Source organism: Rothia sp. HMSC069C04 (assembly GCF_001812895.1).
GTDB lineage: Bacteria > Actinomycetota > Actinomycetes > Actinomycetales > Micrococcaceae > Rothia.
Map to the genome: position 1 here is coordinate 268,886 of NZ_KV810742.1, position 25,425 is coordinate 294,310.

General features: G+C 59.4%; 16 protein-coding genes. 6 read left to right on the forward strand and 10 right to left on the reverse strand.

The genetic code is table 11. The annotated features are described in order from the left end of the window. The first annotated feature begins 113 nt into the window (after positions 1-113). Positions 114-4,169, forward strand: coding sequence for a DEAD/DEAH box helicase (locus tag HMPREF2879_RS06225; RefSeq protein ID WP_070635042.1), 4,056 nt, complete (start codon positions 114-116; stop codon positions 4,167-4,169). 154 nt (positions 4,170-4,323) lie between these two features. Next, positions 4,324-5,160 (forward strand): aldo/keto reductase, encoded by an 837-nt coding sequence (locus tag HMPREF2879_RS06230; RefSeq protein WP_049342911.1) that lies wholly within the window; start codon positions 4,324-4,326, stop codon positions 5,158-5,160. 215 nt (positions 5,161-5,375) lie between these two features. On the opposite strand, the gene HMPREF2879_RS06235 is transcribed toward HMPREF2879_RS06230, so the two are convergent. Further along, entirely contained in the window at positions 5,376-7,868 is a 2,493-nt protein-coding gene (locus tag HMPREF2879_RS06235) for a helix-hairpin-helix domain-containing protein (protein ID WP_080975280.1), read from the reverse strand. Positions 7,869-8,303: 435 nt separating this feature from the next. Between HMPREF2879_RS06235 and HMPREF2879_RS06245 the strand changes: the two genes are divergently transcribed. Continuing rightward, entirely contained in the window at positions 8,304-9,920 is a 1,617-nt protein-coding gene (locus HMPREF2879_RS06245) for a dehydrogenase (RefSeq protein WP_070635044.1), read from the forward strand. Between the two features lie 195 nt (positions 9,921-10,115). Here the strand turns inward: HMPREF2879_RS06245 and HMPREF2879_RS06250 are convergent, their stop codons facing one another. Together HMPREF2879_RS06250 and HMPREF2879_RS06255 are read right to left on the reverse strand one after the other, a co-directional pair. Then, positions 10,116-11,591, reverse strand: coding sequence for an amino acid permease (locus tag HMPREF2879_RS06250; RefSeq protein WP_070635045.1), 1,476 nt, complete (start codon positions 11,589-11,591; stop codon positions 10,116-10,118). Between the two features lie 449 nt (positions 11,592-12,040). Next, positions 12,041-13,534 (reverse strand): amino acid permease, encoded by a 1,494-nt coding sequence (locus tag HMPREF2879_RS06255; protein ID WP_070635046.1) that lies wholly within the window; start codon positions 13,532-13,534, stop codon positions 12,041-12,043. A gap of 495 nt (positions 13,535-14,029) precedes the next feature. Here HMPREF2879_RS06255 and trmB point away from each other — a divergent pair, with 495 nt between their 5' ends. Then, positions 14,030-14,836, forward strand: coding sequence for a tRNA (guanosine(46)-N7)-methyltransferase TrmB (gene trmB, locus HMPREF2879_RS06260; protein ID WP_005508988.1), 807 nt, complete (start codon positions 14,030-14,032; stop codon positions 14,834-14,836). Between the two features lie 107 nt (positions 14,837-14,943). Here the strand turns inward: trmB and HMPREF2879_RS09340 are convergent, their stop codons facing one another. The 3 genes from HMPREF2879_RS09340 to tnpA form a co-directional block, all read right to left on the reverse strand. Further along, positions 14,944-15,927 (reverse strand): hypothetical protein, encoded by a 984-nt coding sequence (locus HMPREF2879_RS09340; protein ID WP_141749087.1) that lies wholly within the window; start codon positions 15,925-15,927, stop codon positions 14,944-14,946. A 2-nt stretch (positions 15,928-15,929) separates the two neighbouring features. Then, positions 15,930-16,649: a Pycsar system effector family protein gene (locus tag HMPREF2879_RS06270; protein ID WP_168165098.1), complete on the reverse strand. Its 720-nt coding sequence runs from the start codon at positions 16,647-16,649 to the stop codon at positions 15,930-15,932. Positions 16,650-16,884: 235 nt separating this feature from the next. Then, positions 16,885-17,319 (reverse strand): IS200/IS605 family transposase, encoded by a 435-nt coding sequence (tnpA, locus tag HMPREF2879_RS09200; protein ID WP_239663332.1) that lies wholly within the window; start codon positions 17,317-17,319, stop codon positions 16,885-16,887. Between the two features lie 26 nt (positions 17,320-17,345). On the opposite strand from tnpA, the gene HMPREF2879_RS06275 reads away from it, so the two are divergent. Further along, positions 17,346-18,584: an RNA-guided endonuclease InsQ/TnpB family protein gene (locus HMPREF2879_RS06275; RefSeq protein ID WP_049346853.1), complete on the forward strand. Its 1,239-nt coding sequence runs from the start codon at positions 17,346-17,348 to the stop codon at positions 18,582-18,584. 163 nt (positions 18,585-18,747) lie between these two features. Here the strand turns inward: HMPREF2879_RS06275 and HMPREF2879_RS06280 are convergent, their stop codons facing one another. The 4 genes from HMPREF2879_RS06280 to dnaK form a co-directional block, all read right to left on the reverse strand. Beyond that, positions 18,748-19,254 (reverse strand): heat shock protein transcriptional repressor HspR, encoded by a 507-nt coding sequence (locus HMPREF2879_RS06280; protein ID WP_049355825.1) that lies wholly within the window; start codon positions 19,252-19,254, stop codon positions 18,748-18,750. A gap of 3 nt (positions 19,255-19,257) precedes the next feature. Next, positions 19,258-20,226: a DnaJ domain-containing protein gene (locus tag HMPREF2879_RS06285; RefSeq protein ID WP_070635048.1), complete on the reverse strand. Its 969-nt coding sequence runs from the start codon at positions 20,224-20,226 to the stop codon at positions 19,258-19,260. A gap of 312 nt (positions 20,227-20,538) precedes the next feature. Beyond that, entirely contained in the window at positions 20,539-21,117 is a 579-nt protein-coding gene (locus tag HMPREF2879_RS06290; protein WP_070635049.1) for a nucleotide exchange factor GrpE, read from the reverse strand. Positions 21,118-21,119: 2 nt separating this feature from the next. Continuing rightward, complete coding sequence (gene dnaK, locus HMPREF2879_RS06295; RefSeq protein ID WP_070635050.1) at positions 21,120-22,952, reverse strand: molecular chaperone DnaK; 1,833 nt, start codon at positions 22,950-22,952, stop codon at positions 21,120-21,122. A 771-nt stretch (positions 22,953-23,723) separates the two neighbouring features. On the opposite strand from dnaK, the gene HMPREF2879_RS09345 reads away from it, so the two are divergent. Then, the gene (locus HMPREF2879_RS09345) at positions 23,724-25,334 is read left to right on the forward strand and encodes a hypothetical protein (RefSeq protein WP_210399479.1); all 1,611 of its coding nucleotides are present in this window, start codon (positions 23,724-23,726) and stop codon (positions 25,332-25,334) included. Positions 25,335-25,425 lie beyond the last annotated feature (91 nt).

The window sequence follows — 25,425 nt, forward strand, 5'->3', positions numbered from 1 at the left end:
TTGGCTTGTGGGAAAGTTTTAAATGGGGTGAATTTTTGATACTGCGCGGAATATCTTATGTGAATACCGGTGTTTTTATGCATCAAAAACACATCCCGCACACCCACCCGGCGATGACCGGCAACAAGGCGCAAACCCGCACGATACGCGATAATGAGCTGGTGAGCGCCAACAATCCTTTCCCCGAAATTCCCGTCACCGTACCGCAGATCATTCGCCAGGCCGGGCACCGCACCTACCAGCGCGGTGTCGCCTACCAGCGCAACCGCGAAGTCATCCGCTACAGCTACGACGAAGACGAACGCACCCTCACCGGGCTCGTCAACGGAAGCACCATCATCCCCTACGAAGTGACCGTCCGCTTCTTCCCCGCCGTCAGCGGCTCCGCAACCTTCACTGCCCGCTGCACCTGCCCCGTACTCACCGACTGCAAGCACGCCGTAGCGCTCATGCTCACCGCGCTCGACCGCGCCTCCGTAGCGAAAAAGGCACTCAGCGAACACCCCGGACCGGTCGGCGTACCCGGTGCCGCGGCAAAGGACGCGGCAGAGGCAAGGGGATCCGCAGATTCAAAGAGCGCGGACGTTGCGGAGGCGAAGAAAGCCGCCGACCCGCTCGCGGCGCTACGCGCCTCCGGTGCACTCACCACCGCGGCGAAGCTGCCCGCGCCCGATGCAGCGACTGCCGAGCCCGAAAACCCCCAGGGAAGCTTTGCGCTCAACGAGCTAGGCGCCTCCCCGAGCCTGCAGGCAGAGGCATCCGCCACCAAAATCTCGGCATGGCGGCGCGACCTCTCCTCCGTTCTGTCCGCACGTCAGGACCTTGCGGGCATTGATTCGATGCGCGTGAGCGGTGCCCTGGATTTCTCGCTGAGCGTCTCCGGTTCCTACGCGCGCGGCCGCAATATGCCCGGCGCAACCCCCAGCATTAACCTGCTCGCCCGCCCGCTCATGGCGTCCAAAACCGGGCGCTGGATCAAGGGCGGACTCAGCTGGGAAACCTTCGCCTCCAGCGTGGGCGGACCCGTCGGACGGCACGAAATCTACCCCGAACACGAACGATTCTTCGCCGAGCTCTACTCGATTGCCCGACCCTGGCAGAACATGTACTCCTCGCACCGCGACTGGATCTCAATCAGCGCTTCTGCCTCCACTCTGCTCTGGGATGTTCTCGCCCGCGCGGAGGATATTGGCCTGCCTCTGCTCGTCAACGGTCGCGAGGTGAACTACGCCGTGCTGAGCCCCGCACAGGTGCGCCTGCACGCCGCCGCCAGCGAGGATGCGCCCGGTGAAGGCGCCGGGTTGCAACTTCAAGCCGCGCTCAGCTGGGAAGGACGCGAAGGCGAACTGTTGCGCCAGCTCTGGCTACCCGCCGCACACTGCCACCCCATCGGCACCCCGCGCACCGGCTTCTTCGCCCTGGGTGGGTTGGTGCAGCAGGAGTACGAGCAGGCGGCAAAGGCGGTGCGCTGGAAGACCGCGCGCCCCGGTGCGCTGGACGAGGTGGGTCGCGAATCCTTTGTGCAGAAGGAGGCGCCGGCTGAGGAGGCTGAGAATAGCGCGCCGACGATTGCCCCGGCGCAGGTTGAACGGGTGCGCTACTCCCCCGCCGTGCCCGAACTGCCCGAGGGCGTGGAGCTGGCGCTCATCCCCCTGGTCGAGCCGCTCGACGCCGCCTCCGAGGCGCTCATCTCGGCGGGAACCGTCAAGATTCCCGCCTCCGAACGCCCCGCGTTCCAGCGCGATTTTCTGCCGGCTCTCAGCCGCTCCGTACCCGCGCTCACCCCCGACCCGGCTCTGGCCCTGCCTGCCGTCACCCCGCCGCGCCTGGTGCTCGAGCTGACCTTCGACGAGGAGGTTCGCCACGATGCGCAGCTGGGCTGGCACTGGGAGTACCCCCTCAACCCCTTCGAGGCCGAACACGAATCCGGCGTTCAGCGCCTGCCGGTCTTCGGGTACCCCGGCGAGGAGGGCGGCGAGGTGCGCGACGAGCGCTTCGAGGCCCGCGTGCTACGCTCGGTGCGCTCGGTGCTGGCCGCGCATCCGGCCCTGGCCAGCTTAGAAGAGCGCCGCGTCGAGGGCTGGGAAACCCGCGAGCTGCTGAGCGTCGTGCTGCCGAAGCTGCGCCGCATTTCCGCCGTTCAGGTGCGTTTCAACGGCACCCCGCCCGAGTTCGTGGAAGCCACCGACGCGCTCATCGAGGTAACCGTCACCGAGGGCAATTCGCGCGACTGGTTCGGGCTGGGCATTGCGGTGAAGGTCAACAATTGGACTGTACCGTTTGCACAGATTTTTGAGGCGCTCGATCGCGGGGCGGACCGTATTCTGCTCGGCAACGGCACCTACTTCTCGCTGCGCCGACCCGAATTTAAGACCCTGCGCACCCTCATCGCGGAGGCGCGGGAGCTCGACGAGGCGGGCGGCGAGCTGCGCATCAACCGGCACCAGGCCGGGCTGTTCTCCGAGCTGGAATCGCTGGCGGTCAGCGTGCAGACCACCCGGCGCTGGGATGAGCAGGTGCGCTCCCTGCTGGCGCTCGTGGAGGCCTCCGAGGCCCGCGAAGCTAACCCCGCAGAGGGTGCGGATAAGCCCGCGGCAAGCCCCGATACGCATGACAAGCGCAACAATGGGGGTGTGGTGCGCCCGAACCTAAACCGAGAGTACCCGGTCCCCGCGGGCCTGCGCGCCCCCCTGCGCCCCTACCAGGTGGAGGGCTACCGCTGGCTCACCTTCCTGTACGAGCATCGCATGGGCGGCATCCTCGCCGACGACATGGGCCTGGGTAAGACCGTGCAGGCCCTCGCCCTGCTCGCCCACGCCATCGAGGAGCACCGCGCCGCGGCCCCCGTCGAGCCGTTCGCACCCTTCCTCGTGGTTGCGCCGACCTCTGTCATCACCAACTGGGCGGCGGAGGCGGAACGCTTCCTGCCCGAGGCGAAGGTCGTGACCATTACCGAAACCACCGCCGGTAAGACCCCGCTGGCTGAGCGCATCGCCGGGGCGCACCTGGTGCTGACCAGCTACACACTGCTGCGCATGGACGAGGACGCGTACGTCTCCTACGCGGCCGGGCTCGGCTCGGAGGAGGGCCCGGGCACCCCCGGCTGGGGTGCGCTCCTGCTGGACGAGGCGCAATTCGTCAAAAATACCGGCACCCGCGCCTGGTCTATCGCCCGCGCCATGCCCGCGCGCACCAAGATCGCCATGACCGGCACGCCCCTGGAGAACAACCTCATGGAGCTGTGGGCGTTGCTGGCGATTGTGGCGGACGGGCTCTTCCCCTCCGCCCGCGCCTTCCGCGACTTGTACGCCCGCCCGGCGGAGTCCGGTGAGGACCCCGCGCACGCGGCCGCCACGACCGCTCGCCTGCGCCGGCGCATCCGGCCGCTCATGCTGCGCCGAACCAAGGAGCTGGTGGCGGCGGAGCTTCCGGCGAAGAACGATACGCGCGTGAACCTGCCGCTGGCCCCCGGTCACCGCCGCATCTACGACACGCACCTGCAGCGTGAGCGCCAGAAGGTTCTGGGCCTGCTGGAGGATATGGACAAGAACCGTTTCACGATCTTCCAGTCGCTGACGCTGCTGCGCCGCCTGGCCCTGGATGCCGCGCTCATCGACCCGGACGCCTACGAGGGCGTCACCTCGGCGAAGCGCGAGTACCTGGTGGAGCGGCTACCCGAGCTGCTGGCCGGCGGGCACCGCGTGCTGGTGTTCAGCCAGTTCACCGGTTACCTGAAGAGCATCGCCCGGGCCCTGAGCGAGAAGGGCATCGACCACCTGTACCTGGACGGTTCGACCCGCAACCGCGCCGAGGTCATCGAGGCGTTCCGCGCCGGGGCCGCGCCGGTGTTCCTGATTTCGCTCAAGGCCGGCGGTTTCGGTCTGAACCTGACCGAGGCGGACCACGTGTTCATCATGGATCCGTGGTGGAACCCCGCCGCCGAGCAGCAGGCGGTGGACCGTATTCACCGCATCGGCCAGGACAAGGAGGTGCACGTCTACCGCCTGGTCGCCGAGGGCACGATTGAGGAGAAGGTCATGCAGCTCAAGGAGTCGAAGGCCGCGCTCTTCGATGCGGTGGTCGGTGAGGGCGAGTTCGCCTCCGCGGCGGTCACGGCCGAGGATGTGCGCGAGCTCTTCGCGCTGCCGGATGAGAAGGACGCAAGATAGCGGTCCCTCTCCCCCGCCGCGGCTCGTCATGATTCTTCGCCTCGTTAAGCTCGAGGCACAACCGACTCGTCTTCGCCTCGGCCGCGGGCGTAGCATAGAGAACCAATAGACCCCGCGGAGGCCTCACCTCCCCCGCAGAAAACGAAGGAGCATCATGAGCTACAACGTACCGAACGTAAAGTTCAACGACGGCCGCAGCATCCCCCAGCTGGGCTACGGCGTGTGGCAGGTTGAGGACGAGGTCGCGGAGAAGGTCGTGGGCACCGCCCTGGAGACCGGCTACCGCCACGTCGACACCGCCGCCATCTACGGCAACGAGGCGGGCGTGGGCCGCGCTATCGCTAACTCCGACGTGGCTCGCGAGGACATCTTCCTCACCACCAAGCTGTGGAACTCCGACCAGGGCTACGAGAGCGCATTCGAGGCGTTCGAGGCGTCCCTGGAGAAGCTGGGCACCGACTACGTTGACCTGTACCTGATTCACTGGGCTAAGCCGCAGCAGGGCCTCTACCTGGATTCCTGGCGTGCGCTGATTGAGCTGCAGAAGCAGGGTAAGGTCCGTTCCATTGGTGTTTCGAACTTCCCCGAGGAGCAGCTGCGCGAGATCATCGAGAAGACCGGCGTGGTTCCGGTTATCCACCAGATTGAGCTGCACCCCTACTTCTCGCAGGAGGCGCTGCGCGCCGTGCACGCCGAGTACGGCATCGTGACCGAGGCGTGGAGCCCGCTGGGCAACGGCAGCGACCTGCTGCAGAACCCCGTGCTGGCTGAGATCGCAGAGCGCCACGGCGCAACCCCGGCGCAGGTCGTGCTGGCGTGGCACCTGGCCAAGGGCACCGTGGCTATTCCGAAGTCCGTGACCCCCTCGCGCATTGAGGAGAACCTGGCGTCGGTGAACGTGAAGCTGACCGCCGAGGACATCGCGGCCGTGGATGCGCTCTCCACCCCCGAGGGTCGTATTGGCGCTGACCCGGCGAACATTGACTTCTAGGGTGTCGCGCGGGTGTAGAGTTTGAACCTCACCTACATAAAGCCCCGACAGGCACGGATAATGCCTGTCGGGGCTTTTGCGCGCCCTGGCGGCGCGGCTTTTCGGGCTTTCGAAGACCGGTTTTGGCGAACGCTCGTTCTTGGATTGTTCGGCAAACCGGCAAACTATCTCGGTGAGCGCTCGGTATCTAGCCGTCACCCGCCAGTTTTCGCCGGCTAGCTCTCGTCCTCCACCAGCAGCGAGAGGGAGATGCGGCGGCGGGCCGGGTCGACCTCCACCACGCGCACCCGCACGATGTCGCCGCTACGCACAATGTCGTGCGGGTTCGCCACGAACCCGCGACTCATCTGCGAGATGTGCACGAGGCCGTCCTGATGCACGCCGATATCCACGAACGCGCCGAAGGCCGCCACGTTCGAGACGGTACCCTCGAGCACCATGCCGGGGCGCACATCCTCAAAACGCGAGACGGACTCGGAGAAGCGTGCGGTGCGGAAGCTACCGCGCGGGTCCAGGCCGGGGCGGCGAAGCTCGGTGAAGATGTCCTGCACCGTGTACACGCCGGCGGTTCCCTCCTCCGCGCCGTCCTGTCCGCCTTCCTGCACGTAGTCGGCGGGGTTCAGCCCGGCCAGCGGGTCGCTACCGTCCGAGGTGCCCAAGGCGCCGGACACCCAGCGAGCGCCGTTGCGGGCCTGCGCGTCGGCAATAATGCGGCGCGCGAGCGGGTAGGCTTCCGGGTGCACCGCGGAGGCATCCAGAGGCTCCTCGCCGCCACGAATACGAATGAATCCCGCCGCCTGGCGGAAGGTCTTCTCACCCAGCCGCGGCACGTTTAGCAGCTGCCGGCGGTTCGCAAAGGGGCCGTGCTCGGTGCGGTAGGCGACGATGCGTTCGGCGGTCGCGGTGCCCACGCCCGCCACGTGCGCGAGCAGCTGCACGGAGGCGCTGTTGAGGTTCACGCCCACGGCGTTCACGCAGTCTTCGACGGTGTCGTTGAGGGCCCGGCGCAGAGCGGCCGGCGGCACGTCGTGCTGGTACTGGCCCACGCCGATGGACTGCGGGTCAATCTTGACGAGCTCGGCGAGCGGGTCCTGCAGGCGGCGCGCAATGGAGACGGCGCCGCGCACGGTCACGTCGTAGTCGGGCAGCTCGGCGGCGGCTAGGGCCGAGGCGGAGTAGACGGATGCGCCCGCCTCCGAGACGGTCACCTTCTGGGGTGCTTCTGCGCCTTCCTCGCGCAGGGTGCGAATGAGTTCGCTGGCAAGCCTGTCGGTTTCGCGGCTTGCGGTGCCGTTGCCGATGGCGATGAGCTCCACGTGCTCCTCGCGGCAGGCGGCGGCGAGTTCGCGCAGCGCCTCCTCCCACTGATTGCGCGGGGCGTGCGGGTAGACGGTGCCCGTGCGCAGGGGCTCGCCCGTCTCGTCGACGACGGCGTACTTCACGCCGTGGCGCAGACCAGGGTCCAGGCCGAGGGTGCGGCGGTGCCCGGCGGGCGCGGCGAGCAGAATATCGCGCAGGTTGGAGGCGAACACCTCGGTCGCGTGCTGCGCGGCGGTATCGAGCAGGCGGTGGCGGATGCGCTCGGCCAGGCGCGGGCGCAGGTGAGCGCGCCAGGCGGTGCGCACGGTGGCGGCGAGCCAGCCGAGCACGCGGTCCTCGTCGTCCACGGTGTTGAGCACCTGCACGGGGATGCGCAGCGCGGCGGCCACCTCACGCTCGTATGCAGAACGGACGTTCTCGTAATTTTCGGCGGCAGCCTCAGCTTCGGCGCGGGCGGCACCACGCAGGCGACTGAGCGCCACGGGGGCGGGTGCCACGTCCACCTTCAGGCGCACCACGCCGGCGTCCTTGGCGCGGTGCAGGGCCAGCACGCGGTGCGGCGGGATGGAGCGAATACGGTCCGAGAAGGCGAAATAGTCCGAGAACTTCGCGCCGTCGCTTTCGTGCCCGGCAATGACCCGGGATTCGATGACGCCCTGCTCGCGCAGGCGGGTCAAGAGCTTCTCGCCGAGCACCGGGTCGGTGAGGGCGCGGTCGATCAGAATCGTGCGGGCACCCTCGAGGGCCTCCTCGGCCGTGCGGATGGGCAGCGTCTCATCCCCCTCCGCGCGGGCCTCCGCAATCTCCTCATCGGTGGTGATGTAGGCGGCGGCGATGGCGTGCGCGTCGGCGAGGGGCACCTCCAGCAGGTCCTCGACGAGGGAGTCGAGCCCGGCGGCGCGGGCCAGCTGCGCGCGGGTCACGCGCTCGCTGCGGTAGGGGGCGTAGAGGGCGTTCACGTCTGCGACGGTGGCGGCGTTCATGAGCGAGGAACGCAGCTGCAGCAGGGTGAGCGGGTCGATAAGCCCCTCGTCGGCGCGCGCGGTGAGCGCCTCGAGCACGCGGGCGCGGCGCTCTTCGAGGGCGCGTAGCTGACCCAGGCGGGTCTGGATGGCGCGCAGCTGGGTGTCGGTGAGCGCGCCCGTCGCTTCTTTGCGGTAGCGGGCGATGAAGGGCACGGAGTTGTCTGCGTCGAGCAGTGCCACGGCGGCGCCGATACGGTGTGGGGCGATGCCGAGCTCTGCGGCGAGTACCGAGACAAGGTGCGAGGAGGGGGCCCGCTCGGCCCGCCCGTCACGGTCCTGTCGGCTACAGTTCGGTTCGGGGTGCGACTCGTTGGCGGATGCGCCGCGCGGCGCGATGCTGCTCGGGAGGGGGTGTTCGCTCATCCCTCCAGTTTCGCATACTTCGCCGACGCTCCGGGAGCCGGGCCGCCGGGACCGCTGTCGGGATCCCCGAGGCCGCCGCCGAGCCTGCCGGGGTAGTATCGACCCCGCCCGGCCTCAGCCGCCGGCTCCAGCGCCGGTTCCAGCCGCAGAGCCCGAGTGCGTACAGCCGACGGGCGGTTCTGCATCATTTGGGCCTCTGGCGCCGCCCGCGTCATCTTTTGGTTAGTTAGCTGATTATCGGCCCCGCCGCTTGAACGCCTATATAACGTTCAACTATTTTTGAACTAAAAGGATATATTTTTTAAAATTTTTCTCGCTTTTATGCAGATTGGGGGTGGCGCGGCCGCCCGCACGACCTTTTCTGCTCGCAGAAATACAGGGTGCGACGGCACGGTACGACGATGCGCCGCCCACCTGCAGAGGAAAGAGGGACCCATGCGCGAACGCACCGCGCTATCAAACGCGCCGGAGGGCTACTTAGATTTTCACGACGAGTACGCGGAACTCATCGCCGAACTCGCGGCGCTGGGGTTCACCCCTACCCAGGTTCTCCGCCGACTCAACTTTCTGTACCCGCACATCAACAAGAAGTACCTGAACTATGCGCTGAGCTCCGGCATCTGGCAGTTTGGCCCGGTCACGGCAGACGCCCCGAGCTACACGGTGCTCGCATGCGGTCTCTGGTACGTTTTCGCAGAAGCCTACGATCTGCCTCCAGAGCCCGAGTACACGGCGCTGATTCTTGATTGCGATATTATTCACGACCTGCCGCCCGCGCTGGAGGCACGCCACTTCAGCAATGAAGACATTGCGCACGTTCTGGCGAAGATTGGCGCAACGCTCAAGTACCTTGCCGCACACCCCTACTCCCAGCTGGAGGAAGAAGCCTACGCGCAGACCCTCGAGGACATCCGACTGCGCGGTTTGGAAGAAATCGGCACCGAGGGCGGTAGCCTGTACACCCTGCTTGCCGCCAGCATGGAGGGCGAATCGGCGTGGCCTGCCCCCGCACAGACGGTCAACGATTACCTCGGCGACGGCGACTGGTCCCTGGGCATGCTCCGCACCGGCATCTACCCGGCGGAGGCGCTCGAAAACGAGTGGTATATCGACGCCGCGGCGGTACCCGAGGATTTTGCGCCGAAGACTCTGAGCCTGTTTTTGAGCTATTGCGCCCGCTACGACCGCGAGCCGACGGCGCTGAACTACGGCTACTGGTCGACCATTCCCACTCTGATTGGTGAGGTGCCGCCGCTGGGTGCGGTACGCGCCAAGTTCGGCTCCTGGCAGACGACTCTGCATCGCGGACGCACGCAGATTGCCCGCGAGCTGCGCCTGTGGACGAAGAACGAAGCAAACGCAGCTGCTGTGGAGGCGAGCGCCGCTGAGTCGGATGAGGCCGAGTTGAGTGCCGCTGAGGAGCTTGAGCTCCTCGATGCTGAGCTGACTAACGCTGAGTTGGCTAACGCTGAGCTCACCGAAGCAGAACTAGCAGAGTTGGATACCCCGGACGGCGGCTCCCCTGCGGGCGCTCCCGCAGAACCGGCGGAACCGGCAGAGCCCGCGCGTCTGAGCGCCCGCGAACTCACCGAGCAGGGCATCGGCGTGGTGCAGACCGCCCACACCGACCTGGCGGCGTACCACCGCACCCAGTGGGAGCAGACGGTGGAAGTCTTCGGCGAACGCCTCGCGCAGCTTGCCTGGAACCGCCGTCTGAGCACCTACTACTTCTTCGACGGAGCCTGCCTGGAAGATGCCGACCCGACCCCCGTGGTGACGGTCTTCCGTTCCCCCACCGGTTTCCTCTGCGAGCTCGAACCCACCGCCGAGGCGCTACCCGCCTTCGACCCCGAGTTTCTGCAGGAGCACGGTTGGAGGCGCCCGGTGCCGGTGCATGCTCTGTGGAACCTGCACGCGCTCGACCCGTTAGAGGCTGCTGCCGCCGTCATCGAGGCGATGCGTTCCGGTTGCGGTTGTGAACGCTGGGATTTCTACCGCACCGACGATGATGACGACCCGCTGACCGAAGAGGCGGAGACGGCGTCCGTCTAAGCGCGCACTCCCGCGAGCCTCTCGAGTTCATCTCTAGAGCCTCTCGGGTTCATCCCTGGAGACAGCGAAAGCCCGCGTCCCCGCTCCCTGAGAGGAGTAGGTGACGCGGGCTTTACGCATGCACCGGTAGCCGGTGTACTAGTAGCCGGTACCGATAGCCGATGTGGCTTAGCGTGGGTTGCTTAGCGTGGGTGTTTAGCGTGCCGAGAAAATCTCGGATGCCTCCACAATCGCAATCTGCGCGGTGCGGGTAGAGATTGCTTCGTGGCGGCGTGCATCCGCACGGCGCTTGAAGAACCAACCAATACCCAGAATCGCGAACCAGACGGGCATCGCGAGCAGACCCCTGAGGGTTTCTTCATCCATGGCCAGCACACCGATGGTGAAGGCGAAGAATACCAGCGACAGCCACGCGGAGAAACGGCCGCCGGGCAGACGGAACTTCGACTTCTTGTGGCGCGAGGGGAACTTTTTGCGGTACATCAGGTAGCTGACCATAATCATCGCCCACGCAAAAATCACGAGTACCGCAGCCACGGTGGTGACCAGGTTGAACGCGCTAGAGATTGAGTCACCCGCGTAGAGCAGCACGATGGAGGACAGCAGCATCACGGCGGAGAGGAACAGCGCGTTACGCGGCACACCGTTCTTAGAGATCTTGCCCAGGAACTGCGGGGCGCTGCGCTCGCGCGCCAGGCCGAATGCCATGCGCGAGGTGGAGAAGATACCGGAGTTCGCCGAGGAGGTTGCGCTGGTAATCACCACAAAGTTGATGATGTGCGCGGCGATGCCCAGGCCCGCCAGGGTGAACATGGCGACGAAGGGGCTCTTATCGGGGCTGACGAGGCGCCAGGGGGTAACCATCAGGATGGTGACGAGCGCACCCACGTAGAAGACCATAATACGTACCGGCACGGCGTTGATTGCCCTGGGCAGGGTCTTTTCGGGGTCCTGGGTTTCTGCGGCGGTGGTACCGACAAGCTCGGAGCCCATGAACGCGAAGACGGCAATCTGGAACGCGCCGAGGAAGCCAATCAGGTGGTTGGGGAACATACCGCCGTCGTTCCAGAGGTTGGCGACGGACGCCTGCGCGCCACTGGGTGAGGTGAAGCCGATAGCGACCATGCCGCCACCAACGATAATCAGGGCGACGATGGCGACAATCTTAATCATGGAGAACCAGAATTCGATTTCGCCGAAGTTCTTCACGGACACCAGGTTCAGGGTCAGCAGAACGCCGATGACGACGAGCGCCGGGATCCAGGCTTGCAGGTCGGGCCACCACAGACGCAGGTAGCCAACAATTGCGATGATGTCCGCGACGGCGGTGACCACCCACATGAACCAGTAGGACCAGCCGAGGAAGAACCCGGCCATGGGGCCGACGAGGTCGGTGGTGAAGTCGGAGAAGGACTTGTACCTCAGGTTGGAGAGCAGAATCTCGCCCATAGCTCGCAGCACCAGGAAGATGACGGCGCCGATGAGCATATACACGAAAATCACGGAGGGGCCCGCCAGGGAGATGGCGCGACCGGAGCCCATGAACAGGCCGGTGCCGATGGCACCGCCGATGGCGATGAGCTGGATGTGGCGGTTGCTTAGACCGCGGTGTAGTCGCTCTCCCTGCTCGGGAGCTTTAGGATTCAGGCTGACGTTGTTCTGTTCAGTCACGACGTCCTCTTTTCAGCGGTTGTACCCCGTACCGCATGTGCCGTTACTGGAATAAGAATCGCTAGATCGCAGCAGGCACGGTCACTGTATGAATATGCGGCCATTAGCTTGCGGGGCGTCCCCGGATTTCGGGGCGAGGCTGGGTCTCTATCAAATACCGCGCGGCATTCGGAAGTGTCACGCTATCGATTGACGCGGAGTTTTTTTGAGAGCCCTCACAGCTACTTGGATAGTTATTCTACAGGTGTTAAGTGCAAGAAAACAGGATTTACGGCAAAAATGTGACCTATTTCTATTATTCACGTCATATCAAGCAGTGTAAAAAATGCCGCCCGGAACGTAAACAGGCAGACATGAGGGCACGCGAAAGCCCCGCCTCCGCATCCTAAAAGAATGCAGAAACGGGGCTTACCAACAGCACTACCGGAGCGCTACAGAAAGAGCAGAAACTACTTCTGACCAGCCTTGTCAGCAGCCTTGTCAACAACATTGCCAGCAGCCAGCGCACGAGCACGCTTCGCCGCGTGGCGGCGGGTCAGAATCTCATAGCCAATAGCCAGAGCAATGAACCAGATGGGGGTCAGTGCCAGGCCGATTGCGGTGTCCGGGTACAGGCTCAGGGCGTAGACCATGACGGCGAAGAAGACCAGACCAAACCAGCTCATGCCAATACCCCAGGGCATCTTGTACGCGGATGCCTCGTGGCGCTCCGGGAACTTCTTACGGTAGACCAGGTACGCAATCAGGATCATGCTCCAGGTGAAGATACCCATCATCGACGCCACCGAGGTCACCACGGTGAACGCCTCCATAATGCCGCTACCGGCATACAGCATGACCAGGCTAAACAACAGCATCACGGTGGTCAGGTACAGGGCGTTAGCAGGCACACCGTTCTTGGTGAGCTTACCCAGCGCGGAGGGTGCGGCGCCGTCGTGCGCCAGACCGTAGACCATGCGGGAGGTCGAGAAAATACCGGAGTTCGCCGAGGACGCCGCGGAGGTCAGCACCACAAAGTTCACCAGGGAGGCGGCAACAGCAATGCCCGCCAGGGAGAACATGCCCACGAAGGGGCTCATGGACTTATCCAACTTGTCCCAGGGGGTGACGGCGAGGATGGTCAGCAGCGGCAGGGCGTAGAAGAGGCCAATGCGGAAGGGTACCGCGTTAATCGCCTTGGGCAGGGTGCGTTCGGGGTGTTCGGTTTCCGCCACGGCGGTACCGACCAGCTCAGCACCCACGAAGGCAAAGAGCGCAATCTGGAAGGCACCCAGGAAGCCCGTCAGGCCCTGGGTAAAGATACCGCTACCGGAGGGGCCGGGGCGATCCCAGAGATTTGCCACAGAGGCGACGGTACCGTCGGGCGCGGTGAAGCTAAAGGCAACCATGAGCGCACCAACAATAATGAGGGCGACAATCGCGACGATTTTAATGACTGCGAACCAGAATTCGATTTCACCGAAGTTCTTCACCGAGGGCAGGTTCAGCAGCAGCAGAGCCACGATAACGGTCAGCGCCGGGATGAAGGCTGGGATTTCCGGCCACCAGTATTTGATGTAGCCGGTAATGGCAATGACGTCCGCGATACCTGTGACGACCCAGAAGAACCAGTACGACCAGCCGACGAAGAAGCCGGCGCGCAGGCCGAGGATGTCGGTGATGAAGTCGGTGAAGGACTTGTATTTGGGGTTGGAGAGCAGAATCTCGCCCATGGCGCGCAGAACAAAGTAGATGACACTACCGATAATGGCGTAGACAAAGACGATGGAGGGGCCGGTCAGGGCGATGGTCTTTGCCGAGCCGAGGAAAAGGCCGGTGCCGATGGCGCCGCCAATAGCGATCAGCTGGATGTGTCGGTAGCTTAGTCCGCGCTGAAGCTTGGAGTGCTCAGCTTCGGAGTCTAGGCCAGTGACGGAGTTGTGCTGCGTTGGCTGCTGTGTCACGTATTCCTCTTTTCTGCGTCGATTCGCCCTAAATTTCACTCGGGGGCGAGTCCGGGTGGTTGGTATTCGTGCATAATCCTGAACGGCGCGCCAAGAGGCGGTTCCCGCGCTTCCCGAGCCGGCGCGGTGCGCTTGGGCTTGTGGGCTCCGATTTCGCGGGGCTTCCGATTTCTTGCATCGCCGATAAAGGGTTATGCAGAGAATGCATAATTTCAAATTTTACCCCCTCATACCCACACAAGTACAAGGAATACAACATCACCAGATTTTTGAGACGGGGTGATTGAGACGGGGCGAGCCTGTGGCATCTCTCAGCCTCCACCCGGAACACGCCCCGCATCACCCCTGAGCCGCCGCACTTTTGTCTGCGCGCTAAATTTCTACGCCCGCCAGACGAACACCGCACCCACCCCGCGCCCGATTAGCTCAGCGTCACGCCAGCCCCGCACGCCGCGAAACCGCACGGTATAGCGGCGCTACGCTATTCTTTTAGGTATGTCTACTGAGAACACGCAGCCTAGCCAGGCACCCGAATCCACCGAAGAAAAGGCCAAGAAGCCGGTTCCCGAGGAATTCTTCCGCCAGCCCTACTCCTTCGTCCGCCGCGGCGACCGCCTCACCGCGCGCCGCCAGAAGGCGTGGGACACCTACTCCCCCACCCACGTGCTGGACATTCCGCGCCTGCGCACCGACACCTCCGTCGCGCCCGAGGCGACCTTCGACCCGGTTAAGATTTACGGCCGTGAGGCGTACCAGGTCGTCGAGATCGGTTCCGGTCTGGGCGAGGCGATCGTGCACCGCGCAGCTGAGGTGCCCGAGGCGAACTTCCTCGCCGTTGAGGTGTACACCCCCGGCATCGCGGATCTGCTGCTGAAGATGGGCAACGCCGGCGTGGAGAACGTGCGTGTGGCTCAGGCGAACGCACCCGAACTGCTCGACAACATGCTTGAGGAGAACTCCGTGGACGAGCTGTGGGTGTTCTTCCCGGACCCCTGGCATAAGTCCCGCCACCACAAGCGCCGCCTGGTGTCCCCGGCGTTCGCTGATAAGGTTGCGCGCGTGCTTAAGCCCGGCGGTATTTGGCGTCTGGCGACTGACTGGGAGGAGTACGCCCTGGTCATGCGTGAGGTTCTGGAGGCGCACCCCGACTTTGAGAACGTGAATCCTGGCGCCGGTGCGACCGAGGAGGATCCGCTGGGTGGTTGGGCTCCGCGTTGGGAGGGTCGTACCCTCACCAGCTTTGAGCGTAAGGCTCAGGAGGCGGGCCGCCGCGCACACGATCTGACTTACCGCCGCAAGTAAGCGGGGCAGCGCTAGTACGCGACTTATACGTTAAGGAGGTGAGGCTCCCCGTTCATTCGGGGAGCCTCACCTCCTTGTTCATATACGGATTCTTCTATAGCTAAACCCTATGATTCATCAGCCGACGCATGTTTCAAAGCCTTCTCGTAGATAAATCGGTAGGAGTCATTTCTAGATTTTTCAAACTCTTCCAGCTTCTTTATTTCTTTCGAAATATTAATCTGCATGGGTGCACCAGTAAGTTCTTCAAGAATCGAGAAATTTCCTATAGGGACATAATACAGAGGGTACTCAACAAGACCAGTTTCTTTAATGGTGCACCCTTTTAGCTCACGTTCTCCCATAGAATATATACTAAATGGACTTATCTTATTTTTTTCAAGACCCACCATTACAAGATAAGCCAAATAGGGCGATAGAATCATTCGATGTGCCTCAGATTGCTCTGCAACCCTAAATCCAAGATCAACATCAGCTCCGATAAAATCTATAAAATAGTCTTTTTGAATCTCTCGGAGATTAATTCTACAATCACTGAAGGATTTTAGGTCAGCGAAACTTCCAATACCCAAACTTCCTACCTGATTTTTTAAATCCTCCTTACCTTTTAGATTGTTATTCCAATCCTTAGGCATAAGATTCCAGCGATAATCCCAGGGGTTCCCTTGCGAATGAAGAAGAAAAGCGTAGCTACGCAGTTTTAGGGTGTATGACGAACCAGGAATCTGACTGGGAGAAACTGATTCAAGAGATGCAATAAATTGCTGCAATGCCTCTCCAATAGCTACCGGTTCAGGCCTGCCGTCGTCTCCAATAGGTATGGTTCGGAGATACACCAGCTCATCGCCCCTGACTCTCCATAAGAACCACCCTGTATCGACGCCAGATTCAACCTGATGATTCGACTCCCTCAGACCTTTATCGAAGCTTTCCATAAAGGTTGATATTACGCCGACACCAGAAATAGGATACTTAATTTTTAAAGCAGTTGATTCACTAATATCAACACCACATACCAATATAGCGTGAAATCCACCCCCAGCCCTTCCAGAATCGATGGACCTATTATCTACATAATCAGCACTAATCAAGCCTACTTCACTTTCTTTTTATATGACATCCAAAGACCAATAATTACAAGAACACTAATTACAAGAGCAATAACCAGAGCAGAACATACCGGCCATTCATAGAAAATTGTAGAAATCCATGGGATAAATCCAGTCGCTGACAGCACCAAGAAGAGCGAACTTAAAAATACTGAGGTCTGAAGTTTCTGGACATTTTTAAATTTAGTATTTGCAATATTTGCAAGCTTCACTAGTTGACCATTGAGATATTCATCCCTTTTATCGAATGAAACATTTTTCAAAATATATCTTTGGTTACTATTTTCGTATGACCCATAAAAAAATACGTTTCCTTCAGCTCCTCCAACTTCTCTATTAGGAAACTGAAGAAATCCAACCCCGAAAGAGGTAATCACACTAACAACAAATGAAACTACCCAAAAATACGTCCATAAATTCCAAAAGCTATTATTTTTATCCATAGCAGGGATGAGTGAGCCATAAGCCGCTACGATAAAGCCCTGGACGGCCAACAGCATCTGGATTCTTACGTCAGCATTTTTAATCCAATCGGAGAAGTACTGAACAAGTCTCCATCTCTCCTCATAACTCACGCCCTGCTCAACCGGAGCTGGTGCTTGGGCCTCAGCCGGTGCCCGATTATTATCAGTTGCTGCATCGCCAGACCCTGCCTGATTCTCAGTAACTTTCTGCTCTTTGATAGCTACTGGCTTCCACTGCATAAAGGTGTTCCAGACGAACAAATTTTTCACTCTGCCAACCCCTCTTCCATCTCAATACCCCGAACTTGTTAGTCCAACTATGCTATCTCCAACTATATAACCAAGCAGGTGAGGCTCCCCGTTCGTTCGGGGAGCCTCACCTCCTTGTGTGTGGGTCCAAGTGCATGCGGGGCGGGGGTCTACCCTCCCTCGCTTCGTATGACGCTAAGACGCACAAGTCTATATAAGTAGCTGACTAGCCTAGACAAGCTAGAACAGCCGGGCTGTTTATCCCAGTGTAGCCGGTTAGCGCGGCTTGCGATAGAGCACCACTAGCAGAGCCTGCGTAATACGAGCGTGACCACAGATGCCCATCCAACAGGTAAGGGGCAATCTCATCCGCGTAATCTCGCCGTAAGATACGCGAGGAAACACCTTTGAGGGAATTGACCAACTTGGAAACAGCAACTGTTGCAGGGTATCCCACCAGCAAGTAAACGTGATTGGCCCCTCCGCTGAACTCTTCCAAGGTTGCGCCGAAGTTTTTACATACGTCCCGCATGATGTTTTCACAGGTTTTCAACATGTCATCTGTGAAGACATATCGACGGTATTTAGTTACAAACACCAACTGGACATGAAGATCCCAGATAGCTTGTCTTCCAGTGCGAATGTCTGCATTATCTGCCATGACACCAAGTATATAATGGAGATGTTATGTTGAAGCGTTACCGATACCGCGCATACCCAAAACCGGGCCAGGTCGAACCTATTGCCCGACTCTTTGGATGCGTGCGCGTAACCTACAACGACGCTTTAGCCCACGCACTAGAGACCTACCGGCTCACCGGCACTAAACCTTCAGCCGCTGAACTGTCCGCACGCCTGACTGCGTTAAAGAAAACCGAGGAACGATTCTGGCTGAGTGAGGTCTCCTCCGTACCCCTACAACAAGCCTTACGTGACTTGGATAAAGCCTATAAGGCTTTTTTTGCTACTGTCACTGGCCAGCGCAAAGGTAAACGCGGCGCTCATGCACCGCGCTTTAAAAAGCGCAGTCACCGCCAGTCAGCAAGGTTTACGAAGAACTCCGGGTTTATAGTGCATGAAACAACTCATCGAGTCGGTTTTGTGCGCTTGGCCAAAATTGGAAATGTGCGGTTCGTGCTGTCACGCCCTCTACCTGCTGAGCCATCCTCAGTCACACTCATTCGTGAGCCGGATGGGAAGTACTATGTCTCATTTGTTGTGGATGTGCCTGCTGAAAATATTCAGATACCGGAGCCTTCTGCATACGCTGTCGGTGTTGACCTAGGCCTGAATCGCCTGGCCGTAGCTGTCAATTCTGAGGGTGAACGGGTGTTCTTTGAGAACCCCCGCCCTTTAAAGAAGGCAGCGGCACGTCTTGCTACGCTTCAACGTCAGCTCTCCCGTAAAAAGCGCGGTAGCAACCGCTACGAAAAGCAACGCATCCGCCTAGCCAAAGCTCACGCCAAGGTACGCAATACAAGGAGCCATTACGCGCATCAGGTAGCAAACAAGGTGGTGGACGAGAACCAAGTCATCGCCCTGGAGAACCTGAATGTGGCTGGTCTGTCGCGTACCCGTTTAGGTAAGTCGGTATTGGATGCCTCATGGGGTTTATTACGCCGTCTGATAGAAGAGAAGGCTGATGAACGTCATCGCATGGTGGTCTTTGCTGACCGGTTTGCCCCCACGTCGCAGCTGTGTTCTGTGTGTGGTGAGCCGGGCGGTAGAAAGCCGCTGAATATCCGTGAATGGGCGTGTACCAAGTGTGGTATGCGCTTAGATCGAGATGCTAATGCGTGTGTGAATATTATGCTCGCCGCAGGACTTGCGGAGAGTTTAAACGAACAGAAGAGGGACGTAAGACGCCTGCTTGCGGGTGCTGTTGCTGTTGACGCTGTTAACCCACCGAGAGCCGCATACCTGTAGGGTATGCGGCTGGCAGGAGTCCTCTTTGTTCGCAAGGAGGAGGAAGTCAACCTCCCTCACGCGGCGTATACACAAAGACGCACAAGCCTATATGGGTGGCTGACTAGCGCGAATGAGCTAGAACAGCCGAGCCGTTTATCCAAGTGTAGCGGGTTTAGCCGGTTTAGCGCTGCGGCTTCGTATCATCCGCCGTAGCCGGCTGGTGACGCTGACGGTACAGCACCACAGCCGAAGAACGCTGACGAGGCGCCGGGCGGGTACCGCGGGCAATATGCACCACGTCGCCGCTGGTACCGGCAGCGAACACGCGCTCCGCCAAGCCCAGCTTCACCTTCGCATCCTCAACCTGACGCTGCAGCGCCGCAATCTGCTCCTGCTGCTCCTCCACGAGGGACTCCAGCTCAATAATGCGGCGAATACCCTCCAGGGAGACGCCCTCCTGCGAGAGCTGCTGAATCTGCTGCAGACGGTTCACGTCACGTTGCGAATAGCGGCGCGCCTTACCGGGCGCACGCGAAGGCTGAACCAGGCCGATACGGTCGTACTGGCGCAGGGTCTGCGGGTGCATGCCCGCCAGCTCAGCCGCCACAGAAATCACGAAAACCGGCAGGTCCACGCTGTGCAACGGCTTGCCGCTACGGGACTTAGATGATGATTCTCGAGATGCCATGGTTTACTTCGCCTTCTTCAACAGATCCTTACGCGGGTTCTCCTGCGGTGCCAGTTTTACGAACTTATCGAATGCTTCCTGTGCCTCTGCGCTCAGCTCGGTGGGCAGTACAATTTCGGGGATGACCAGCAGGTCGCCGTCGCCGCCCTTAGCCTTGAAGCCGCGGCCCTTAGCGCGCAGTCGGCGGCCGACCTGACCGGGTGCCAGGCGCAACTTCACGGTGGATGCGTCAGGCAGGGGCACCTCAATCACTGCGCCGTCGACGGCCTCGGCGAGGGTGACGGGTGCGCGCATAACCAGGTTGTTGCCCTCGCGCGAGTACACGGAGTCATCGGAGACGCGCACGGTGACCTTCAGGTCGCCACCGCGCAGGCCCTTGCCGCGCAGGCGGACCTTTTGACCGTCCTTAATGCCTGCAGGGATGCGTGCCTCGGTATGGGAGCCGTCCGGCAGGAACACGGTCACGGTCGCGCCGGTGTATGCCTGGGCGAGGCTGATGCGGGTGCTGGTGGTGCTTTCTTCGGGGGCTGCGTGCTGTGCGCCGCCGAAGTCGGCGCTGGTGAAGCCTGCGGAGCGTCGGGAGCCGCCGGCGCTACCGCCGAAGAGGCCGCCGAGCAGGTCGTCAATGTTGATGCCTGCGCCGCCGTTGCTGAAGCCGCCGAATGCGTCCGCGCCGGGGTAGCCGGTGTAGCTGCCACCGCCGAAGCCGCCGCCTCCGAATCCGCCCATGCCAGATGCGCCGTAGCGGCGGATCTGGTCGTACTCTTCGCGCTGCTTCTTATCGGAGAGCACGTCGTATGCTTCCGAGATTTCCTTGAACTTCTTCTCTGCTGCGGCGTCGCCGGGGTTCAGGTCCGGGTGGTACTTGCGGGAGAGTTTGCGGTACGCCTTCTTGATGTCGCTTTCGCTTGCGTCTTCGCTGACACCCAGTGCCTTATAAAAGTCGTCGGTTAGCCAGTTTTCACTTGCCATGTTGTGTTTCTCCTTCTGCGGTGATGCGCCGCCCTCCTCGGTTACGGGACGGCTTGCAGGGGCACCGCGTGCTTGTGTTAATACTCTATATAAAAGTTTAGTCTACTTGACTCAATTTTGAAAGGGCTGAGCCCAAAAAATAGCACCCCTACAAGCCTTCTCGCCGCCACCACAGCTCGCCAAAACCCGCGCCAACACGCCGGTATAGCAACCCCGGCAGAACAGCTTAGGCAAACAACAGGGCGGGCACTCCCCCACCAGGGAGAGCACCCGCCCGTCGTTAGTTATTCAGCCATTGCTGAGCCGACCACCTTACGGTGCGACAGCCACAGCCACCTGAGCGGTACGAACCACGCGGTCGTTCACGCGGTAGCCGTAACGCAGAACCATGGAGACATGATCCTCGGCCACCTCGTCGGTGGGCTGCTGCAGTACAGCTTCGTGGATGTTCGGGTCGAAGGCGTCGCCTACTTCACCGAAGCGCTCCACGCCCTGCTTGCCGAGCAGCTCTTCGAGCTTCGCGGCGATGGAGGCGAAGGGGCCGTCCTGCAGGTCGCCGTGCTTGCGTGCGGCGTCGATGTCGTCGAACACCGGCAGCAGTGCGCCGACCAGGTCACTGATTACGAAGAGTCGCAGCTGCTCCTTTTCGCGGGCGGTGCGGTTCTTGTAGTTGGTGAACTCTGCCTGCAGGCGAAGCAGGGAGTCCAGGCGCTCCGCGGCGAGTGCCGCATCCGCAGATTCTGCTTCTACGGCGTCCTGGAGCTCAGCCTCGACGGCTTCCGCAGCTTCTTCGGCGGTTTCGACCGATTCAGCTTCGGGGTGGCCTTCCGCTGCGGGGGCGTTGAATGCCTCCTCCAGCGAGTCGGGGGTGGTGTTTTCCTGCTCAGCCATGATTACTTCTTCTCGTCTTCGTCGATAACCTCGGCGTCGACAACGTCCTCATCAGCGGCGGGCTTGGACTCGGATGCCTCAGCCTGTGCTGCTGCGTAGAGTGCCTCACCCAGCTTGGACTGGGATGCCTGCAGCTTCTCGAATGCGGACTTCACTGCTGCGTCATCGTCGCCCTCGAGTGCCTTCTTCAGCTCGTCGACGTCGCCCTGAACGGAGGTCTTGACGTCCTCGGGCAGCTTGTCGCCGTTCTCCTTCAGGAGCTTCTCGACGGAGTATGCGACGGACTCGGCTGCGTTGCGGGTGTCAGCAGCCTCGCGGCGTGCCTTATCCTGCTCAGCGTGTGCTTCTGCGTCCTTGACCATGCGGTCGATGTCGTCCTTCGAGAGGGAGGTACCGCCGGTGATGGTCATGGACTGCTCAGCGCCGGTGCCCTTGTCCTTTGCGGAGACGTGCACGATGCCGTTTGCGTCAATGTCGAAGGTGACCTCAATCTGGGGCACGCCACGGGGTGCGGGGGCGATGCCGGTCAGCTCGAAGGTACCCAGGTTCTTGTTGTCGCGAGTGAACTCACGCTCACCCTGGAAGACCTGAATGGTCACGGAGGGCTGGTTGTCCTCTGCGGTGGTGAAGGTCTCGGAACGCTTGGTCGGGATTGCGGTGTTGCGCTCGATCAGCTTGGTCATCACGCCGCCCTTGGTCTCGATACCGAGGGAGAGAGGGGTGACGTCAATCAGCAGAACGTCCTTACGGTCGCCCTTCAGAACGCCTGCCTGCAGTGCTGCACCCATTGCCACGACCTCGTCGGGGTTCACGCCCTTGTTGGGCTCGCGGCCGGTGAGCTCCTTGACGAGCTCAGCGACGGCGGGCATACGGGTGGAGCCACCGACCAGGATGACCTCAGAAATCTCGGAGATGGACACACCGGCCTCCTTGATGACGTCGAGCACGGGCTTCTTGGTGCGCTCGAGCAGGTCGTGGGTCAGTTCCTCGAACTTTGCGCGGGTCAGCTTCTCGTCCAGGTGGATGGGGCCCTCGGGGGTCACGGACAGGTACTGCAGGGAGATGTTGGTGCTGGTTGCGCTGGACAGTTCCTTCTTAGCCTGCTCAGCTGCTTCCTGCAGACGCTGCAGAGCGATCTTGTCCTTGGACAGGTCTGCGCCGGTGTTTGCCTTCACCTGTGCGAGCAGCCACTCGACTACGCGCTGGTCCCAGTCGTCGCCACCGAGGCGGTTGTCACCGCTGGTTGCGCGAACCTGAATGGTGGAGAAGCCGTCGTCGTCCTTGCCGACTTCCAGCAGGGAGACGTCGAAGGTACCGCCACCGAGGTCGAAGACCAGGATGAGCTCGTCTTCCTTACCCTTGTCCAGGCCGTATGCGAGTGCTGCGGCGGTGGGCTCGTTGACGATACGCAGGACGTTCAGGCCTGCGATCTCGCCGGCTTCCTTGGTTGCCTGACGCTCAGCGTCGTTGAAGTATGCCGGGACGGTGATGACAGCGTCGGTGACGGTGTCGTTCAGGAATGCCTCTGCGTCGCCCTTCAGCTTCATGAGGATACGAGCGGAGATTTCCTGCGGGGTGTACTTCTTGCCGTCGATCTCGGTGGTCCAGTCGGTGCCCATGTGGCGCTTGACGGAGGAGATGGTGCGGTCGACGTTGGTTACTGCCTGACGCTTTGCGACGCTACCGACCAGAACCTCGCCGTCCTTGGAGAATGCGACGACGGAGGGGGTGGTGCGGGTGCCCTCTGCGTTAGCGATGACGACCGGGTCGCCACCTTCCAGTGCTGCTACGACCGAGTTGGTGGTACCGAGGTCAATACCTACTGCACGTGCCATATGTTTATTCACTCCTTAGGTGTTAGTGCCCCGCTTCTTCTAATGCGAGGCGGGTTAGTTTGAAAGTTTTGGAGGCGGTCGGTGCTGCGCGTGCCGCCCGTGTGGGGTGGTCTGCGCGGCTTCCTTGAGCCTTGTGTACTCAAGTATGCACCCTCTCAGAGGGTGTGTCAATAGGGTTGAGCGAACTTTACTCAACTTTTTTTCGCGGAGGTGTGTGAGGGACGGGTTTTTTAAGGTTCTGGAGGGGTGTTTTGCGGGCGACTTTTGGGGCGGTGGTGGGGCGCGGACGGGCGGTTTTGCCGCGAAATTCCGGGGTTTTCGGGCTTGGCGAGGGTACGGTGAGGCGATTCAGCGCACGGCGGACTGTGCCGGGATGATTGGGCGAAAAATTTTTTAAAAATCTTTAAAAAAAGGGGGTGAAAACCCGAAAATTGGGAGTGTGAGAGGTGCCGGAAGGTGGCGCGAGGGCACCTTATATAGGGTGTGCGAGGCGATTTTTAGGCGCGATTTTTGAGCCGGGAAGCTAGGCCTCTAGCAGCGTTGCTAGGGGTGCGCTTCGTGCAGACATCTCAACTACGGGCACCCACCTGAGATATCAGAGATTCACTCCTCTTGTATATGGCGAACCCGCTTGCAAGCTCCATCGCTCACTCTATGGAGGTATCTCCGCTTGTCCGGTCCGTAATTCTAACCTTCACCTGTGGCTTGAGCCTACCCGCCTACCGTATGCTGGTTACAACCATATCCTCTCAAAGCAGACAGGAATTGCCAATGCCCACGCAAAAAGCCCCACTGCAGAAAACCTCGAATAGATTTCGCAGACCCTTCATAAATAGAATTCACAGACCCTCCCACTCCCCTCAGAAGACACACTTGCTTGGCAAATCAGAAAATAATATAGATTGGAAACTCTCGTCAATCGCTACAGCATTAACTTTAGGAATTATATATATTAATGTCTCTCACTTTAAAATCCCATTTAATGCTTCAACACTTATTACACTCATCTTAACCCCTATGGCTCTATGTATAATTTTTCCAAAAACTATTTTTTCGATTTGGCGAGCTTTTAAAAAATATCTAGATAAAATCGATATAAACATTAATACATTTATACAGGCCATGAATTTTTTCTTCCCCCCTCTATTCGCCTACTTATCAGTAACCATAGTTCTCGGTGAGCCCGAAATTCCTAGCGCGTACCATCTCTTTATAATATTATTTACCCTAATACCCCTTCTACCTACATTAATCTATACTTTCTATCAAAAAATCCATAAAATAGAGAATCGATCAATCAACAGAGACTTTCTCAATAAAGAAAAAATACAACCTCAAACCCCCTTCGAAAAGCTTAAATCCGCATCACAGTTAGTGCCAATAATCATTGCAATATCCTTCACGTTTATATTAATTCAAAACATAATGTTGATGGACCGCGACATTGGTCTTGCAATTCATCTTACGGCAACTGAATTTACGTACGCTAAATACGAGTGGATTTCTTTTATGCTTATGCTAACCCTTATAGTCTATTCCACTTTTCTTTTCCCCTTAGCCCTATCTATTCTGTACAGAGGCTTCAGACTAATCCAAAACAGCCACCCCTTTGAATCTCTAAGAAACTCCATTATTCATTCTGCAGAAAAACAACCCGCCACATCCATAAGCACTTCATTAATCGATACACAGAAAATTATCAGCGGCTTTCTAGTAGTCCTGCGCCATTTCATTACATTTATATTAATTGTAATTATTGAAACCATATTTGGGGCTATTTTGGGATTGCAAAATTCACCCCCCATATTCATGTGCATTCTGATATTTTCAGTCATGGCTTACTTAAATGTAAACATATATATACTCTCAAGAAAGTCAGTCAACCCCACAAAAGTAAAAAAAATATTATACTCATCATGCCTTAAGATTTTAGTTTTTCTTGCCGTAATATTCTCAATTTCATTTCATGATTCTACAATTACTTCATCCATAAAAAGTTCAATCCTCCTAGGTAAAATCATTTCATCTCCCTCTGCAATTACCGACAGCTCCGAAAATGCACGATTTTCATGCGCATTTTTGGATAATCCAGATTCACCTGAATCTATTGCTTTTGGCGTCATTGTATCATCGAAAGATTCATCAATACACATATTTTCACCTTCACGTGATGAAGTTACAGGGAAATACACACACTCAGCAGAAGATGGAAAGTCCTACCCAAACAAACTCGTTGAGACTCATGTGAAAGTTTCAGAAAGATACCATATTGAAAAATTTAATAAATCAAAACATTGGTATAACTCAAATAGTGGAAAATGTGTATATAAAAATACGCCACCTTTCTATATCTCTTCCTATCCTTTGGAACATAAAGAGTGAAAAATAATCTCGATACCGAGAATATTCTATAAATTAGTAAGCCCCGCCTGCACATCTTGAACTGCGCCCCGAAACTTGGACGCTATAAATA

Coding starts and splice junctions, on each gene's coding strand:
- HMPREF2879_RS06290 (WP_070635049.1), bottom strand. CDS start 21,117: ATGGCTGAGCAGGAAAACACCACCCCCGACTCGCTGGAGGAGGCATTC.
- HMPREF2879_RS06270 (WP_168165098.1), bottom strand. CDS start 16,649: ATGCAGTGGAAGCCAGTAGCTATCAAAGAGCAGAAAGTTACTGAGAAT.
- HMPREF2879_RS06235 (WP_080975280.1), bottom strand. CDS start 7,868: ATGAGCGAACACCCCCTCCCGAGCAGCATCGCGCCGCGCGGCGCATCC.
- HMPREF2879_RS06245 (WP_070635044.1), top strand. CDS start 8,304: ATGCGCGAACGCACCGCGCTATCAAACGCGCCGGAGGGCTACTTAGAT.
- HMPREF2879_RS06280 (WP_049355825.1), bottom strand. CDS start 19,254: ATGGCATCTCGAGAATCATCATCTAAGTCCCGTAGCGGCAAGCCGTTG.
- HMPREF2879_RS06285 (WP_070635048.1), bottom strand. CDS start 20,226: ATGGCAAGTGAAAACTGGCTAACCGACGACTTTTATAAGGCACTGGGT.
- HMPREF2879_RS09345 (WP_210399479.1), top strand. CDS start 23,724: ATGCCCACGCAAAAAGCCCCACTGCAGAAAACCTCGAATAGATTTCGC.
- HMPREF2879_RS06225 (WP_070635042.1), top strand. CDS start 114: ATGACCGGCAACAAGGCGCAAACCCGCACGATACGCGATAATGAGCTG.
- HMPREF2879_RS06230 (WP_049342911.1), top strand. CDS start 4,324: ATGAGCTACAACGTACCGAACGTAAAGTTCAACGACGGCCGCAGCATC.
- HMPREF2879_RS06275 (WP_049346853.1), top strand. CDS start 17,346: ATGTTGAAGCGTTACCGATACCGCGCATACCCAAAACCGGGCCAGGTC.
- dnaK (WP_070635050.1), bottom strand. CDS start 22,952: ATGGCACGTGCAGTAGGTATTGACCTCGGTACCACCAACTCGGTCGTA.
- trmB (WP_005508988.1), top strand. CDS start 14,030: ATGTCTACTGAGAACACGCAGCCTAGCCAGGCACCCGAATCCACCGAA.
- tnpA (WP_239663332.1), bottom strand. CDS start 17,319: ATGGCAGATAATGCAGACATTCGCACTGGAAGACAAGCTATCTGGGAT.